17 protein-coding genes are annotated in these 16,037 nt (G+C 55.7%); 10 read left to right on the forward strand and 7 right to left on the reverse strand.

Going from position 1 to position 16,037, the window contains the following annotated elements:
• Nucleotides 1-31 precede the first annotated feature (31 nt).
• From pcnB to panD, 5 genes are all read left to right on the forward strand, one after another.
• Nucleotides 32-1,429: a polynucleotide adenylyltransferase PcnB gene (gene pcnB, locus ACWKXT_RS21550; RefSeq protein ID WP_217479577.1), complete on the forward strand. Its 1,398-nt coding sequence runs from the start codon at nucleotides 32-34 to the stop codon at nucleotides 1,427-1,429.
• Entirely contained in the window at nucleotides 1,426-1,905 is a 480-nt protein-coding gene (gene folK / locus ACWKXT_RS21555; RefSeq protein ID WP_454528321.1) for a 2-amino-4-hydroxy-6-hydroxymethyldihydropteridine diphosphokinase, read from the forward strand. Before pcnB ends, folK begins: the two co-directional genes overlap by 4 nt.
• A gap of 123 nt (nucleotides 1,906-2,028) precedes the next feature.
• On the forward strand, nucleotides 2,029-2,820 hold the full coding sequence (panB, locus tag ACWKXT_RS21560; protein ID WP_454533370.1) for a 3-methyl-2-oxobutanoate hydroxymethyltransferase: 792 nt from the start codon (nucleotides 2,029-2,031) through the stop codon (nucleotides 2,818-2,820).
• An 11-nt stretch (nucleotides 2,821-2,831) separates the two neighbouring features.
• Nucleotides 2,832-3,683: a pantoate--beta-alanine ligase gene (panC, locus tag ACWKXT_RS21565; RefSeq protein ID WP_454533371.1), complete on the forward strand. Its 852-nt coding sequence runs from the start codon at nucleotides 2,832-2,834 to the stop codon at nucleotides 3,681-3,683.
• Nucleotides 3,684-3,715: 32 nt separating this feature from the next.
• Nucleotides 3,716-4,096: an aspartate 1-decarboxylase gene (gene panD, locus ACWKXT_RS21570; protein WP_454528323.1), complete on the forward strand. Its 381-nt coding sequence runs from the start codon at nucleotides 3,716-3,718 to the stop codon at nucleotides 4,094-4,096.
• A gap of 3 nt (nucleotides 4,097-4,099) precedes the next feature.
• Here the strand turns inward: panD and ACWKXT_RS21575 are convergent, their stop codons facing one another.
• The 4 genes from ACWKXT_RS21575 to ACWKXT_RS21590 all read right to left on the reverse strand — a co-directional run bounded on the left by ACWKXT_RS21575 (nucleotide 4,100) and on the right by ACWKXT_RS21590 (nucleotide 7,649).
• On the reverse strand, nucleotides 4,100-5,347 hold the full coding sequence (locus ACWKXT_RS21575; protein WP_454533373.1) for a polysaccharide deacetylase family protein: 1,248 nt from the start codon (nucleotides 5,345-5,347) through the stop codon (nucleotides 4,100-4,102).
• 63 nt (nucleotides 5,348-5,410) lie between these two features.
• Nucleotides 5,411-5,851, reverse strand: a complete 441-nt coding sequence (locus ACWKXT_RS21580) for a PTS sugar transporter subunit IIA (RefSeq protein WP_454528325.1) — start codon at nucleotides 5,849-5,851, stop codon at nucleotides 5,411-5,413.
• 104 nt (nucleotides 5,852-5,955) lie between these two features.
• Nucleotides 5,956-6,726: an ABC transporter permease gene (locus ACWKXT_RS21585; RefSeq protein WP_023334536.1), complete on the reverse strand. Its 771-nt coding sequence runs from the start codon at nucleotides 6,724-6,726 to the stop codon at nucleotides 5,956-5,958.
• A complete protein-coding gene (locus ACWKXT_RS21590) occupies nucleotides 6,723-7,649 on the reverse strand; it encodes an ABC transporter ATP-binding protein (RefSeq protein ID WP_119916018.1) in 927 nt (308 codons plus the stop codon). The genes ACWKXT_RS21585 and ACWKXT_RS21590 overlap by 4 nt, the downstream gene beginning before the upstream one ends.
• 107 nt (nucleotides 7,650-7,756) lie before the next feature.
• On the opposite strand from ACWKXT_RS21590, the gene can reads away from it, so the two are divergent.
• Nucleotides 7,757-8,419: a carbonate dehydratase gene (gene can, locus ACWKXT_RS21595; protein ID WP_013095615.1), complete on the forward strand. Its 663-nt coding sequence runs from the start codon at nucleotides 7,757-7,759 to the stop codon at nucleotides 8,417-8,419.
• A gap of 64 nt (nucleotides 8,420-8,483) precedes the next feature.
• Here the strand turns inward: can and hpt are convergent, their stop codons facing one another.
• Nucleotides 8,484-9,020: a hypoxanthine phosphoribosyltransferase gene (hpt, locus tag ACWKXT_RS21600; protein ID WP_454528326.1), complete on the reverse strand. Its 537-nt coding sequence runs from the start codon at nucleotides 9,018-9,020 to the stop codon at nucleotides 8,484-8,486.
• A gap of 208 nt (nucleotides 9,021-9,228) precedes the next feature.
• On the opposite strand from hpt, the gene ACWKXT_RS21605 reads away from it, so the two are divergent.
• Nucleotides 9,229-11,619, forward strand: coding sequence for a glucose/quinate/shikimate family membrane-bound PQQ-dependent dehydrogenase (locus ACWKXT_RS21605; protein ID WP_454533372.1), 2,391 nt, complete (start codon nucleotides 9,229-9,231; stop codon nucleotides 11,617-11,619).
• 88 nt (nucleotides 11,620-11,707) lie between these two features.
• Here the strand turns inward: ACWKXT_RS21605 and cueO are convergent, their stop codons facing one another.
• Nucleotides 11,708-13,267: a multicopper oxidase CueO gene (cueO, locus tag ACWKXT_RS21610; RefSeq protein ID WP_454528328.1), complete on the reverse strand. Its 1,560-nt coding sequence runs from the start codon at nucleotides 13,265-13,267 to the stop codon at nucleotides 11,708-11,710.
• 145 nt (nucleotides 13,268-13,412) lie between these two features.
• On the opposite strand from cueO, the gene ACWKXT_RS21615 reads away from it, so the two are divergent.
• The 3 genes from ACWKXT_RS21615 to speD all read left to right on the forward strand — a co-directional run bounded on the left by ACWKXT_RS21615 (nucleotide 13,413) and on the right by speD (nucleotide 15,540).
• Nucleotides 13,413-13,760, forward strand: a complete 348-nt coding sequence (locus ACWKXT_RS21615; RefSeq protein WP_014882582.1) for a YacC family pilotin-like protein — start codon at nucleotides 13,413-13,415, stop codon at nucleotides 13,758-13,760.
• A 115-nt stretch (nucleotides 13,761-13,875) separates the two neighbouring features.
• On the forward strand, nucleotides 13,876-14,745 hold the full coding sequence (speE, locus tag ACWKXT_RS21620; RefSeq protein WP_028015536.1) for a polyamine aminopropyltransferase: 870 nt from the start codon (nucleotides 13,876-13,878) through the stop codon (nucleotides 14,743-14,745).
• Nucleotides 14,746-15,540, forward strand: coding sequence for an adenosylmethionine decarboxylase (gene speD, locus ACWKXT_RS21625; protein ID WP_454528330.1), 795 nt, complete (start codon nucleotides 14,746-14,748; stop codon nucleotides 15,538-15,540). It begins immediately after the preceding gene.
• A gap of 31 nt (nucleotides 15,541-15,571) precedes the next feature.
• Here the strand turns inward: speD and yacL are convergent, their stop codons facing one another.
• A complete protein-coding gene (yacL, locus tag ACWKXT_RS21630) occupies nucleotides 15,572-15,934 on the reverse strand; it encodes a protein YacL (protein ID WP_041911228.1) in 363 nt (120 codons plus the stop codon).
• Nucleotides 15,935-16,037 lie beyond the last annotated feature (103 nt).

Here is a 16,037-nt window from a genome sequence, read left to right on the forward strand (position 1 = left end):
TTTCATAACAAAACACACTACGAGGTGTACCATTTTTACCCGAGTCGCTAATTTTTGCCGTAAAGTGCTAAGCCGCGAAGAGAGCATGGCGAACGATGCTATTGCACAGCCACACATGTCGGTTATTCCGCGTGAGCAGCACAATATTTCCCGCAAAGATATCAGTGAAAATGCCCTCAAGGTACTCTATCGTCTGAATAAAGCGGGCTACGAGGCCTATCTCGTAGGCGGTGGGGTGCGTGATTTACTTCTGGGCAAAAAACCGAAAGATTTCGACGTGACGACCAGCGCCACGCCTGAACAGGTGCGCAAATTATTCCGTAACTGCCGTCTCGTTGGCCGCCGTTTCCGTCTGGCTCACGTGATGTTTGGGCCGGAAATTATCGAAGTGGCGACCTTCCGCGGCCACCACGAAGCGGGCGCATCCGATCGCACCACGTCACAGCGTGGGCAGAACGGTATGCTGCTGCGCGACAATATCTTCGGCTCCATCGAAGAAGATGCCCAGCGTCGCGACTTCACCATCAACAGTCTTTATTACAGCGTGGCGGATTTCACCGTGCGTGATTACGTCGGCGGCATGCAGGACCTGAAAGAGGGTCTGATCCGTCTGATCGGCACGCCGGAAACGCGCTACCGCGAAGACCCTGTGCGCATGCTGCGCGCCGTGCGTTTCGCCGCCAAGCTGAACATGCGCATCAGCCCGGAAACCGCAGAGCCGATCCCGCGACTGGCGACGCTGATCAACGACGTGCCGCCTGCCCGTCTGTTCGAAGAAGCGCTGAAGTTGCTGCAGGCCGGCCACGGGTTTGAAACCTACACTCTGCTGCGCGAATACAACCTGTTCCAGCCGCTGTTCCCGACCATTACCCGTTACTTCACCGAAAACGGCGACAGCCCGATGGAGCGCATGATTGCGCAGGTGCTGAAAAATACCGATACCCGTATTCGCAACGACATGCGCGTGAACCCGGCGTTCCTGTTTGCAGCGATGTTCTGGTATCCGCTACTGGAGACGGCCCAGCGAATTACCCAGGAGAGCGGGCTTGCCTATTATGATGCCTTCGCGCTGGCCGCAAACGACGTGCTGGACGAAGGGTGCCGTACGCTCGCCATTCCGAAACGTATTACCACGCTGGTGCGCGATATCTGGCAGCTTCAGCTGCGCATGTCCCGTCGTCAGGGCAAACGCGCCTGGAAGCTGATGGAGCATCCAAAGTTCCGCGCCGCCTTCGATCTGCTGTCGCTGCGTGCGGAAATCGAACGTAATCAGGAGCTGCAGCGCCTGGCGCAGTGGTGGGCCGAATTCCAGGTTTCCGCCCCGCCGGAGCAGAAAGATATGCTGACCGGGCTGGATGAAGAGCCGGAACCGCGTCGCCGTCACCGTCGTCCGCGCAAACGCGCGCCGCGTCGTGAAGGGACAGCATGACCCTCGCCTGTATCGCCATCGGCAGCAATTTAGCCTCTCCGCTGGAGCAGGTTAACGCTGCCGTGCAGGCACTGGGCGACATCCCGCAGAGCCGGATCGTGGTGGTCTCCTCGTTTTACCGCACTCCGCCGCTCGGCCCGCAGGATCAGCCTGATTATCTGAACGCCGCCGTGGTACTGGAAACCACTCTCGATGCCGAAACGCTACTGGACAACACCCAGCGCATCGAACTCCAGCAGGGCCGCGTTCGCAAAGCCGAACGCTGGGGACCGCGCACGCTTGACCTCGACATTATGCTGTTCGGCCATGAGGTGATTAATACGGAACGCCTCACCGTACCCCATTACGACATGAAAAACCGTGGCTTTATGCTCTGGCCGCTCTTTGAAGTGGCGCCCGATCTCACCTTCCCGGACGGCATCTCACTCAAGGCCGTTCTGGATAACCTCAACGCGGAAAGACCCGCTCGCTGGTGATCCTCTTCCCCCACCGATTAGCCACTAAATAATTGTGGTTAATCGGTTGCCTAAAATCATTGTTCCCTCGAATGTTACTGTTAGAATGCGCAAAGATTCGCTTTTGGGCTATCAGGAAACAGTATGAAACCAACCACCATCTCCTTACTGCAGAAATGCAAACAGGAAAAAAAACGCTTCGCCACCATCACCGCGTATGACTACAGCTTCGCAAAACTGTTTGCCGAAGAGGGTATCAACGTCATGCTGGTCGGAGATTCGTTAGGGATGACGGTACAAGGACATGATTCCACCCTGCCGGTCACGGTTGAGGATATCGCTTACCATACCCGCGCCGTGCGCCGTGGCGCGCCTGCCTGCCTGCTGCTCTCCGATCTACCGTTTATGGCCTATGCCACGCCAGAGCAGGCATTCGAAAATGCGGCGGCGGTGATGCGCGCTGGCGCGAACATGGTCAAAATTGAAGGCGGCGCCTGGCTGGTAGAGACGGTGAAAATGCTCACGGAGCGCGCCGTGCCGGTGTGCGGTCACCTGGGCCTGACGCCGCAATCCGTCAACATCTTTGGTGGATATAAGGTGCAGGGCCGGGGCGATGCGGCGCAGACGCTGTTTGATGATGCCCTGGCGCTGGAAGCCGCAGGCGCGCAGCTGCTGGTGCTGGAATGCGTGCCGGTTGAGCTGGCGAAACGCATCACCGACGTGCTCGCCATTCCGGTGATTGGCATTGGCGCAGGCAACGTGACCGACGGTCAGATTCTGGTGATGCACGACGCCTTTGGTATTACCGGCGGACATATCCCCAAATTTGCCAAAAATTTCCTCACTGAAGCGGGCGACATGCGCGCTGCGGTCAGGCAGTATATTGCCGACGTTGAATCCGGTGTTTACCCGGGTGAAGAACACAGTTTCCATTAAGGAGTCTCGTTGTGCTAATCATTGAAACCCTGCCGCTGCTTCGCCAGCATATTCGTCGCGCGCGTCAGGAAGGTAAACGTATCGCACTGGTCCCGACCATGGGCAACCTGCACGATGGCCATATGAAGCTGGTCGACGAAGCGAGAGCGCGGGCAGATATCGTGGTGGTCAGTATCTTCGTTAACCCAATGCAGTTTGACCGCGCCGACGATCTGGCACGCTATCCGCGCACCCTGCAGGAAGATTGCGAGAAGCTTAAAAAACGCCATGCGGATATTGTCTTCTCTCCGGCACCGGCGGACGTGTATCCGCAGGGTACGGAAGAGGCAACGTATGTTGACGTTCCGGGCATTTCCACCATGCTGGAAGGGGCAAGCCGTCCAGGCCACTTCCGCGGTGTTTCTACTATCGTCAGCAAGCTCTTCAACCTGGTGCAGCCGGACGTTGCCTGCTTCGGTGAGAAAGATTTCCAGCAGCTGGCGCTGATCCGCAAGATGGTTGCTGACATGGGTTACGATATTGAGATCGTCGGCGTACCGATTGTGCGTGCGAAGGACGGTCTGGCGCTCAGCTCCCGCAACGGCTACCTGACCGCTGACCAGCGCAAGATCGCGCCGGGCTTAAGCAAGGTGATGAACGCCATGGCGGAACAGCTGCTGGCGAAAGAGCTGGCCGCAGAAGAGATCGTTGCCCTTGCAGAGCAGGCGCTGAACGACAAAGGCTTCCGCGCTGACGATATTCAAATCCGCGATGCTGATACCCTGCTTGAACTGACAGGGACCAGCAAACGCGCGGTGATTCTGGTGGCGGCATGGCTCGGTCAGGCACGCCTGATTGACAATAAAGTCGTTGAGCTGGTGTAGTTCTTCACCCTTGATAATTAAAGGTAAACGTAATGATTCGCAAAATGCTGCAAGGTAAGCTTCACCGTGTGAAAGTCACTCAGGCCGACCTGCACTATGAAGGCTCCTGCGCCATTGACCAGGATTTCCTCGACGCGGCGGGCATCCTTGAAAACGAAGCGATTGATATCTGGAACGTTAACAACGGCAAACGCTTCTCGACCTACGCCATTGCCGCCGAGCGCGGCTCCAGAATCATCTCCGTCAACGGCGCGGCAGCACACTGCGCTGACGTGGGTGATATCGTGATTATCGCCAGCTTCGTGATGATGTCTGACGAAGAAGCGCGTCGCTGGCAGCCTAAAGTCGCCTACTTTGAAGGCGACAACGACATGAAACGCACTGCGAAGGCGATTCCAGTTCAGGTTGCCTGATAGCTACCCCTGCGGCTGATTGCTGATCAGCCGCGACATGGTCTCCAGTGAATCCGTTCTTAAGATATACAGGCGTTTCAGTAAGAACGGATTATCCCCCGGCTTCACCTTCCCTTTCACCGTCGTCACCGCCAGATGAAAACCGGCATCGTTCGCCGCCTTTATCGCTTTATTGTCATAGCCGCCAAACGGATATGAAAGATAGAGCACGCGCGGGTTGAACTGCGCCAGCGCGCGGCGAGAACGCTCAAAATCAAACAGGATCACGTGATAGCTGCGGCTCAGTAAAATCGGGTGTTTATAACCGTCCACGCGATGCAGGAAGTGAGTGTGCGACTGAATGTCGAACACATCCTGGATGCCTTTAATTTCCTGAACGCTCATAAACTGCAGCGATTTCGGATCCCACTTTTGCGGATGGCCTTTTATTCGTGACGAAATGATAAACGCCGTCGCGTTGAAGCCGTACTCTTTCAACACAGGATACGCGTAGCGGCTCACCGACTTCAGGCCGTCGTCAAAGGTAATCACCACCGCCTTCGCGGGCAGATTCATCTTATTACGCACGTATCCTTCCAGCTGGTACATCGTCAGCGTGGTGTAACCCTGATCGCGAAGCCAGGTCATCTGGTTGCTGAACGCGCGCACGCTGGTGGTGGTGGAGGTATGACGAAAACGGGTGTTCTCTTCATCACGCAGGATATGGTGGTAGGTCAGCACCGGGATGCCATTATCTTCCTGCGCGTCCAGGCTGCTGATCCACGCCAGGCGGTTACCAATGCGGATCTGATACCAGGTCTGATTCAGCCGGTCTTTAAGTTTGTTCAGAATGGGATAACGCAGGTTGGCGCTAAGGGTGCCAAAGGGCGCACTTCCGCTGCTGGGCGCGTTATAAACGGCCGTGTCTTTCCAGGTGATGAGGTTCTGGTTACTGAGCGGCTTGTTCAGGTCGCCCAGGCTGTCCTCAACGCGCTGCTTGCCCTGCACTTTCTCAAGGTGGTCTTTATCAATAAAGCCGGTACCGAACCCGAAGCGAAATTCGTAATAATCCGCCGCGGCGGGAAAGACCGCGAGGATCTGCCCGGCGCGGATATTTCCCACGTTGACCACGGAGTTCCCCACCTGAGCCCAGATGGCAGCATCCTCAGTGGTTTGCATATATTGAGCAGGAAGCCCTTGCTGACCGATCAGGCTGGCAGACGCCCCGCCGGATACCAGCAGCAAAAGGATAAAGATAACGCGCATGAACATAGGATATAAATCGACACGGGAAATCAGCCGCCATTGTAGCAAAAGCGACATCAATACCAATGTTTAATGCTTATACAGATCGTGAAGCAGAACGAAAGGCGGATTCTTCTGCTGCTGGTGCCACAGGCTACTCACTCCCGGCGCGCCCTGCGCCACAATGGCGTGACGAAACTCAGCGCTGCTTAATGTAGCGCGCAGTGGATACATTGCTTCGAGTAAAGACAGGCTGATCCCGGAAACGACTTCACAATTATTGTGCTTGTGGCTCATTAACGCCGCTGAACGGTAAGGTGCCGCCCCTGACCTGTCGGTGAGAAAAATTACCCCATCACCGGTGTCGGTTTCATGCAGGGCATCGCACATCATGCGGCTCAGCATATTGGTGCTTAGCCCACGCCAGTAGTTAACCGCGCGGCATTGCACCAGCGGGCCAAATCTGGCTTCAAGCTTATCCAGTATTTCCTGCGCCTGTTCATCGTGGCAGGTGATAACCCATCCCAGCATAACTCTCTCCTTAGCAGGCAAGTAGTTTAGCGGAGTGAAGGTTAGCTTTCGGTGATAACTGTCAAAGAAAGTGCCCGGCAAACAGAACGTCGCCGGGCAGAAGGTTAACTGCGCAGCCCGCGCCCGCGCTGGATCAGATACCAGCACAGCAGGTAGAAGGCGATGATAAACACCACCAGCACCGCCACCGTGGTAAACAGCGGCACATCGGTGATGCCAAGGAAGCCAAAGCGGAAGCCGCTGATCATGTAGACAATCGGGTTCAGGTGCGACAGCGCCTGCCAGAACGGCGGCAGCAGCGTCAGAGAGTAGAACACCCCGCCAAGATAGGTCAGCGGCGTCAGCACGAAGGTCGGGATCAGGCTGATGTCGTCAAACGTCTTTGCGAACACCGCGTTCAGCAATCCGGCCAGCGAGAACAGGATCGCCGTCAGCAACAGCGTCAGCGCCACGAACAGCCACGAGTGGACCTGGAACGGCACGAAGAACAGCGAAATCGCCGTGACCAGGATCCCCACGCATAGACCGCGCGCCACGCCGCCGCCCACGTAACCGGCGATAATGACGTGCGTCGGCACCGGCGCGACCAGCAGCTCTTCAATGTTGCGCTGGAATTTGGCGCTGAAGAATGACGAGGCCACGTTCGCGTAGGCGTTAGTGATCACCGCCATCATGATCAGGCCCGGGACGATAAACTGCATATAGGTAAAGCCGTGCATTTCACCAATCCGGGAACCGATCAGGTTACCGAAGATGATGAAATAGAGCGTCATGGTGATGACCGGCGGCACCAGGGTTTGCACCCAGATACGCATAAAGCGGTTAATTTCTTTCGCCCAGATACTCTTCAGCGCGACCCAGTAAAGATGCGTCATGCCTTGTCTCCTTGTTTATCGTGCACCAGAGAGACAAACAGCTCTTCCAGTCGGTTCGCTTTGTTACGCATGCTTAAGACCTGAATCCCCTGCGCGCTCAGCTGGGAGAACACGCTGTTAATCCCCTGCTCGCGCAGCACTTCCACTTCCAGCGTCGAGGTATCGACCAGGCGATACTGGTACCCTTCCAGCTTTGGCAGCGCGCTTTTTGCCGCCAGATCGAGAATGAAGGTTTCGGATTTCAGCTTGGAGAGCAGGTTCTTCATCGAGGTGTTTTCCACCAGCTCGCCGTGCTGAATAATGCCGATATTGCGGCACAGCATTTCAGCCTCTTCAAGGTAGTGGGTGGTCAGAATGATGGTGGTGCCTTTATCGTTGAGATCCTTCAGGAAGCCCCACATGGAACGACGCAGTTCTATATCCACGCCCGCGGTTGGCTCATCAAGGATCAGCAGCTTCGGCTCGTGCATCAGCGCGCGGGCAATCATCAGGCGGCGCTTCATCCCACCGGACAACATGCGCGCACGTTCGTTACGCTTTTCCCACAGATCGAGCTGTTTCAGGTACTTTTCGCTACGTTCCAGCGCCTCTTTACGCTCGACGCCGTAATACCCCGCCTGGTTAACAACGATCTGCTGCACCGTCTCAAACGGATTAAAGTTGAACTCCTGCGGCACTAGCCCCAGCTGGCGCTTGGCGTTGACCACATCTTTTTGCAGGTCGTATCCGAACACGCTGACGCGGCCGGAGGATTTATTCACCAGCGAGCTGATGATCCCGATGGTGGTGGATTTTCCCGCCCCGTTCGGCCCCAGAAGCGCGTAAAAATCCCCGGCTTCTACTTTAAGATCTATCCCGCGTAGCGCCTGAACGCCACCCGGATAGGTTTTTTTAAGCTGTTCAAGCTCCAGTGCAATTGCCATGAATTTAACTTACCTTCAGTTCTTACACACGTTGTGTGGTTTCATTAAAAGTCGGGTTACCCTATAGTAGCGCAACGCAATTACTCGGTTACAGGTCGCTAACCTCCATGAACAACATAGATACACTCATCAGCAACAATGCACTATGGTCAAAAATGCTGGTGGAGGAAGACCCCGGATTTTTTGGAAAACTCGCACAGGCACAGAACCCGCGCTTTCTCTGGATTGGTTGTTCCGACAGCCGCGTACCTGCCGAGCGCCTGACCGGCCTCGAACCCGGCGAACTGTTTGTTCACCGTAACGTCGCCAACCTGGTGATTCACACCGACCTCAACTGCCTTTCAGTGGTTCAGTATGCCGTTGACGTTCTGGAAGTCGAGCACATCATTATTTGCGGCCACTACGGCTGCGGCGGCGTGCAGGCGGCGGTTGAAAACCCGGAACTGGGTTTAATTGATAACTGGCTGCTGCACATCCGCGATATCTGGTTCAAACATAGCTCACTGCTGGGTGAAATGCCGCAGGAGCGGCGCATGGATACCTTGTGCGAGCTGAACGTGATGGAGCAGGTATATAACCTTGGGCATTCAACCATCATGCAGTCGGCGTGGAAGCGCGGGCAGAAGGTTTCTATCCACGGCTGGGCGTATGGTATTCATGATGGCCTGCTGCGCAATCTGGAAGTGACCGCCACCAACCGCGAAACGCTGGAGCAGCGTTACCGTTCGGGGATTGCCAACCTCAAGCTTAAGCATGTGAACCATAAATAACAAAGCCGGGGGTTTTCACCCTCTCCCGCAGGGAGAGGGCTGGAGTGAGGGCATCAGCCCGCAATTATTCGTCCAGAATAACAACCTTGCCAACATACGGCAGATGACGATAGCGCTGCGCGTAGTCAATGCCGTAACCCACCACGAACTCGTCCGGGATGGAGAAGCCCACGAACTCCACCGGCACCTGTACTTCACGACGGTCAGGCTTATCCAGTAACGTACAAATCGCCAGCGATTTCGGCTCGCGCAGGCTCAGGATCTCGCGCACTTTTGAAAGGGTGTTGCCGGAGTCGATGATGTCCTCAACGATCAGCACATCTTTGCCACGAATATCTTCATCCAGATCTTTCAGGATTTTCACATCACGGGTTGTGGACATGCCGCTGCCGTAGCTGGAGGCGGTCATAAAATCGACCTCATGGGGCACCTGCACTTCACGGCACAGGTCTGCCATGAACATGAAAGAGCCACGCAACAGACCGACCAGCACCATTTCGCTGCCGCTGTCCTTGTAATGTTCGGTGATTTGACGACCCAGTTCGGCGATACGCGCTTTGATCTCGGCTTCCGGGATCATCACTTCAACAGTATGTTTCATATTACTAACCATATGATTTTAATGAAAATCTCTCAATGCAGATGAACTAATCTCCGGCATTGATACGCAAGCCCGCTATTATATCAGTAAATGGATAACCGGGGCGCATGAGTTATAAAAAGCAAATATTGTGATTCCGATCACACTTGTTAATACCTATAATTAGTTGCTAGCAAATTATTAACAAAAACTGACGAGTACACTTTCTATGGCTGAAATAAACTCTAAACAGCCGCGTCTACTGGTGACACTAACAGCGTTATTCGCCGCCTTCTGCGGCTTGTACCTGTTAATCGGTGGCGTCTGGCTGGTCGCGATCGGCGGCTCCTGGTACTACCCGATTGCGGGCCTGGTTATGCTTGGCGTAACCGTCCTGCTCTGGCGTAGAAAACAATCCGCACTGTGGCTGTATGCCGCACTCCTCCTTGCCACGATGATCTGGGGCGTCTGGGAAGTCGGCTTCGACTTCTGGGCACTGACCCCGCGCAGCGACATCCTGGTCTTCTTCGGTATCTGGCTGATCCTGCCGTTCGTCTGGCGTCGCCTGATTGTGCCTTCCAGCGGTGCAGTTGCGGCCCTGCTGGTGGCACTGGTAATCAGCGGCGGTATTCTGACCTGGGCCGGTTTTAACGACCCGCAGGAGATCAACGGTACGCTGAACGCGGAATCCACGCCTGCTGCGGCTATCTCGCAGGTGGCGGACGGTGACTGGCCTGCTTATGGTCGTAACCAGGAAGGTCAACGCTACTCCCCGCTGAAGCAGATCAACGCGGACAACGTGAAAAACCTGAAGGAAGCCTGGGTATTCCGTACCGGCGACCTGAAAATGCCGAACGATCCGGGCGAGCTGACCAACGAAGTGACGCCAATTAAAGCGGGCGACATGCTTTACCTGTGTACGGCGCACCAGCGTCTGTTCGCGCTCGACGCGGCCACCGGTAAAGAGAAATGGCACTTCGATCCACAGCTGAACTCTAATCCGTCGTTCCAGCACATCACCTGCCGTGGCGTCTCTTACCACGAAGCGCGTGCCGATAATGCCAGCCCGGAAGTCATTGCCGACTGTCCTCGCCGCATTATGCTGCCGGTGAACGATGGCCGTCTGTTCGCGATTAACGCCGAAACGGGCAAGCTGTGCGAAACCTTCGCCAACAAAGGCATCCTGAACCTGCAGACCAACATGCCGGACACTACGCCGGGTCTGTATGAGCCGACCTCACCGCCAATCATCACCGATAAAACTATCGTGATTGCCGGTTCGGTAACGGATAACTTCTCCACGCGCGAAACCTCAGGCGTCATCCGTGGTTTTGACGTGAACACCGGTAAACTGCTGTGGGCCTTCGATCCGGGCGCGAAAGATCCCAACGCGATCCCGTCGGACGAGCACACCTTTACCTTCAACTCGCCGAACTCCTGGGCACCGGCAGCGTATGACGCGAAGCTGGACCTGGTTTACCTGCCGATGGGCGTGACTACGCCGGACATCTGGGGCGGTAACCGCACGCCGGAGCAGGAGCGTTACGCCAGCTCCATCGTGGCGCTGAACGCAACGACCGGTAAACTGGCATGGAGCTACCAGACCGTTCACCACGATCTGTGGGACATGGATATGCCTTCCCAGCCGACGCTGGCGGACATTACCGTTAACGGCAAAACCGTGCCGGTGATTTACGCGCCGGCGAAAACCGGTAACATCTTCGTGCTGGATCGTCGTAACGGCGAGCTGGTTGTGCCTGCACCGGAAAAACCGGTCCCGCAGGGTGCGGCCAAAGGCGACTACGTCACCAAAACGCAGCCGTTCTCTGACCTGAGCTTCCGTCCGAAGAAAGACCTCAGCGGTGCAGACATGTGGGGTGCCACGATGTTTGACCAGCTGGTGTGCCGCGTGATGTTCCACCAGCTGCGCTATGAAGGCATCTTCACGCCGCCGTCAGAGCAGGGCACGCTGGTCTTCCCGGGTAACCTGGGAATGTTCGAGTGGGGCGGTATCTCCGTTGACCCTAACCGTCAGGTCGCCATCGCTAACCCAATGGCGCTGCCGTTCGTTTCCCGCCTGATCCCACGCGGTCCGGGCAACCCAATGGAGCAGCCAAAAGACGCGAAAGGCAGCGGTACCGAAGCCGGTATCCAGCCGCAGTATGGCGTACCGTTTGGCGTAACGCTGAATCCGTTCCTGTCGCCGTTTGGTCTGCCGTGTAAACAGCCTGCCTGGGGTTACATCTCCGGTCTGGATCTGAAAACCAACCAGATCGTATGGAAAAAACGTATTGGTACGCCACAGGACAGCATGCCGTTCCCGATGCCGGTTCCGGTGCCGTTCAATATGGGTATGCCAATGCTGGGTGGCCCAATCTCCACCGCCGGTAACGTGCTGTTCATCGCGGCAACCGCAGATAATTACCTGCGCGCGTACAACATGACCAACGGTGAAAAACTGTGGCAAGGCCGTCTGCCAGCCGGTGGACAGGCAACGCCGATGACCTATGAGGTGAATGGCAAGCAGTACGTTGTCATTTCTGCGGGTGGTCACGGTTCGTTTGGCACGAAGATGGGCGACTATATTGTCGCGTATGCATTGCCTGACGATGCTAAGTAACTAAAAGAGCCGGGTGGCGGCTACGCCTTACCCGGCCTACATGAGCACGAATCGTAGGCCCGGTAAGCGTAGCGTCACCGGGCTTTTTTTATACCGTGAACCCCAGCATCATCCCTGTATCTTCATGCTCCAGCAGATGACAGTGCGCCATATAAGCAAACTCCTTCGGCGCCTCGTGGTCAAACTTCACCAGCACCTCGCTGACGCCGCCTTCCACTCTCACCGTATCTTTCCAGCCCGCGCGATGCATATCCGGCGCTTTACCGTTCTCTGAAAGAATGCGGAACTGCGTGCCGTGAATATGGAACGGGTGTAGCATCATGTCGCCTTCGCCGGAAATCACCCAGCGCTCGAATTGTCCCTTAGTGGCGGCAAACATCGGGGTAGTCATATCAAACGCTTTGCCGTTGATCATGTTGGCGTTGTGGAAATCAAATCCGTGACCGCCGTGATCCATGCCGCCCATTTTACCGTGGTCCATATTCATATGGCCCATCATCTGACCGTGGTGCATCCCCGCCATGGCCTGATTACCGTACTTCTTCATCAACGCCTGCATGCCCATCATGTCGAGCATCGGGTCCATGGAAAGCTGGAGTTTGCGCTGGGTCAGCCCCTCAAGCGACGGGAGTGCAGGAAGCGTGGTTAAGGTGTCCGGCAGCGTACCGGAGGCGGTAATCAGCAACGGCTGAATACGCAGCACCGGATGCGGCTTATCAAACGGCGCCACCGCCATTCCCATCTGGCTAACCGGCAGGGTCACCAGGTCAAACGGTTTGCCGTCGCTGATGTCCACCAGCACCTCGAAGCGCTCGCCCATCAGCATCGGCAGCTCGCTCACTTTCACCGGCTCCGGCAGCAGGCCGCCGTCGCTCGCGACCACGTAGAGCGGACGCTTATCGCTGGCGGCAAAGTTTAGCGAGCGAGCGTTACAGCCGTTGAGCAGGCGCAGGCGCAGCCAGCCTTTCGGGGCGGCATGCTGCGGATAGATCGCGCCGTTGGTCAGCAGCGTGTCGCCAAACCAGCCGACCGCCGCGCTCATTACGTCGAGCTGATAGTCAATTTGCCCGTCAGCGTTGAATTTCTTGTCCTGAACAATCACCGGCACATCATCGATGCCCCACTGTTTCGGCAGGCGCAGCAGGCGGCTTTCGTCGTCTTCAATCAGCACCAGCCCTGCCAGCCCCATTGCCACCTGATGGCCCGTTTTGCCGTGTTGATGCGGATGGAACCAGCAGGTCGCAGCACGCTGATCCGGCGTAAAAGTGACGCTGCGCGTACCACCCGCTTTGATGATGCCCTGCGGTCCGCCATCCACCTCGCCCGGCACTTCCAGCCCGTGCCAGTGCAGCGTGGTCTCCTCGGCAAGCGTATTGTGGATATCCACCGTCACCGCTTTCCCTTTTCGCAACTGAAGCGCCGGGCCGAGCAGATTGCCGTTATAGCCCCACGTTGTCGCGCTGTGCCCGCCGAAGGCTGTTTTACCGGCCTGAACAACGAGCTGAATACGGCTACGGGCGTCTGCGGTCAGTAAGTCAGGGACAGGTAAGGCAGGCCTGTCAGCTGCGAAAACGGCGCGGCTCCAGAGTGGTAATGCGCTGGCAGCCCCCAGCGCAGCGGAATACTTTAAAAAATCACGACGTTGCATGTTCATTTCCTTATTTCCAGCCGGCGATCTTTTGAGCATAAACCCTCCCCTTACCGGAAGGTCAAGCACGGCGGCAATAATAAAGATCGTCGCATTGGCATCAAGTATGCTAACGTTAATTTTCCGTGAAGAAGTGGTAGAAGCAATGAAGACGTTTTTCAGGACAATTTTGTTCGGAAGCCTGATGGCAATGTGTGCGAACAGCTATGCGCTCAGTGAAAATGAAGCGGAAGATATGGCCGATTTAACGGCGGTTTTTGTATTCCTGAAAAATGATTGTGGCTACCAGAATTTACCCAACGGGCAAATTCGCCGCGCGCTGGTCTTTTTTGCCCAGCAAAACCAATGGGATCTCAGCAACTACGACAGCTTTGACATGAAGGCGCTCGGTGAAGACAGCTACCGTGACTTGAGCGGTATTGGCATTCCCACGGCTAAAAAATGCAAAGCGCTGGCTCGCGATTCACTCAGCCTGCTCGCCTACGTTAAATAATCTTCCCGACGCCCCCTGTTAAACCTATAACCGTGCAACCACGGTTATAGTTAGCTATCATGTTTCGCTCATTTTTTGTGAGTGTTACGGATGTTAACAAAGGAGGAGTCCGCGTATGGCCGACCACACGTTGTGGCATGAAACACTGCATGACCAGTTTGGTCAGTACTTTGCCGTTGATAACGTGCTCTATCATGAGAAAACGGATCACCAGGATCTGATCATCTTCGAAAACGCCGCCTTTGGCCGCGTGATGGCCCTGGATGGCGTAGTGCAAACGACCGAGCGCGACGAGTTTATCTATCATGAAATGATGACCCACGTTCCGCTGCTGGCGCACGGACACGCGAAGCATGTTCTGATTATCGGCGGCGGCGACGGCGCAATGCTGCGCGAGGTTTCACGTCATCGTTCCATTGAAACCATCACCATGGTTGAGATTGATGCGGGCGTGGTCTCTTTCTGCCGCCAGTACCTGCCCAACCATAATGCCGGCAGCTATGACGATCCGCGCTTTAATCTGGTTATCGACGACGGCGTTAACTTTGTTAACCAGACCACGCAGACCTTCGACGTGATTATCTCTGACTGCACCGACCCCATCGGCCCTGGCGCGTCGCTGTTTACCTCCTCGTTCTACGAAGGCTGCAAGCGCTGCCTGAACCCGGGCGGGATCTTCGTCGCACAAAACGGTGTCTGCTTCCTGCAGCAGGACGAAGCCCTCGACAGCCATCGTAAGCTGAGCACCTATTTCGGCGACGTCAGCTTCTATCAGGCGGCCATTCCGACGTACTACGGCGGGATCATGACCTTTGCCTGGGCGACGGATAACGACGTGCTGCGCCATCTCTCCACCGAAATTATCCAGGCCCGCTTCCATCAGGCCGGGCTCACGTGCCGCTACTACAATCCGGCTATTCATACCGCAGCGTTTGCTTTACCGCAGTACCTGCAAGACGCATTATCCACTAAGGGGGTGAGCTAATTGAAAAAGCTTAAACTGCATGGCTTTAACAACCTGACCAAAAGCCTGAGTTTTTGTATTTACGATATCTGCTATGCCAAAACAGCGGAAGAACGCGATGGTTACATCGCCTATATCGATGAACTCTACAATGCCAACCGTCTGACCGAGATCCTGACAGAGACCTGCTCGATTATTGGTGCCAATATCCTGAACATCGCCCGACAGGATTATGAGCCTCAAGGCGCCAGCGTGACCATTCTGGTCAGCGAAGAGCCGGTCGACCCGCAGCTTATCGACAAAACCGAACACCCGGGCCCGCTGCCGGAAGTGGTCGTCGCCCACCTGGATAAAAGCCATATCTGCGTTCACACCTATCCGGAAAGCCACCCCGAAGGCGGGCTGTGTACCTTCCGCGCGGATATTGAAGTGTCGACCTGCGGCGTGATTTCACCGCTGAATGCGCTGAACTATTTAATCCACCAGCTGGAATCGGACATCGTCACCATTGATTATCGCGTGCGCGGCTTTACCCGCGATATCAACGGCATGAAGCACTTCATCGACCACGAGATCAACTCCATCCAGAACTTCATGTCCGAGGACATGAAATCGCTGTACGACATGATGGATGTGAACGTGTATCAGGAAAACATCTTCCATACCAAGATGATGCTTAAAGAGTTCGACCTTAAGCACTACATGTTCCACACGAGGCCGGAAGATTTGAGCGAAGAAGAGCGCAAGGTCATCACCGACCTGCTCTGGAAAGAGATGCGCGAAATTTACTACGGCCGCAACATTCCGACCGTGTAAGTGTTGCCCGGAGCAGGGACGCTTCGGGGAGTTACTTCTGTTTCATAAACTCACGGTAGGCATTCACTACCTGCAGGAAGTCTTCCACGCCGCACAGCGACAGGCTCTCTTCGTCGTAGTAGCTCATCCCCTCTTCCATCTCATCGCCCGAAAACTCAAGCTGGTTGGCACGCACCATGACCTCTTCGCCATCCATCCACAGCGTATATTCATGCCCGGCGCGCTGCCAGGAGCGTTCACTGCCTTTCACCGTATTCGCCGCCTGTTCGACTTCATCCAGCAGCGCGAGATTCTCTTTCACCTCTTCGTTAAACCAGTGTCCAACGGCTTCATGCCCCATCGACATGCGCACTTTCACCACGCCGGTGATATCGCGCAAAAATTCGTAATCCATAGCGTTTTCCTCTGCAAAGCCATTAGGGTAATTATCGCAGCAGAGGGAAAGAAAAAAAGCGGGAGAGGTGGGAGGAATGAAAATAAAAAGGTGAGAGCAAGAC

The organism is Enterobacter sp. UPMP701 (genome assembly GCF_053709515.1).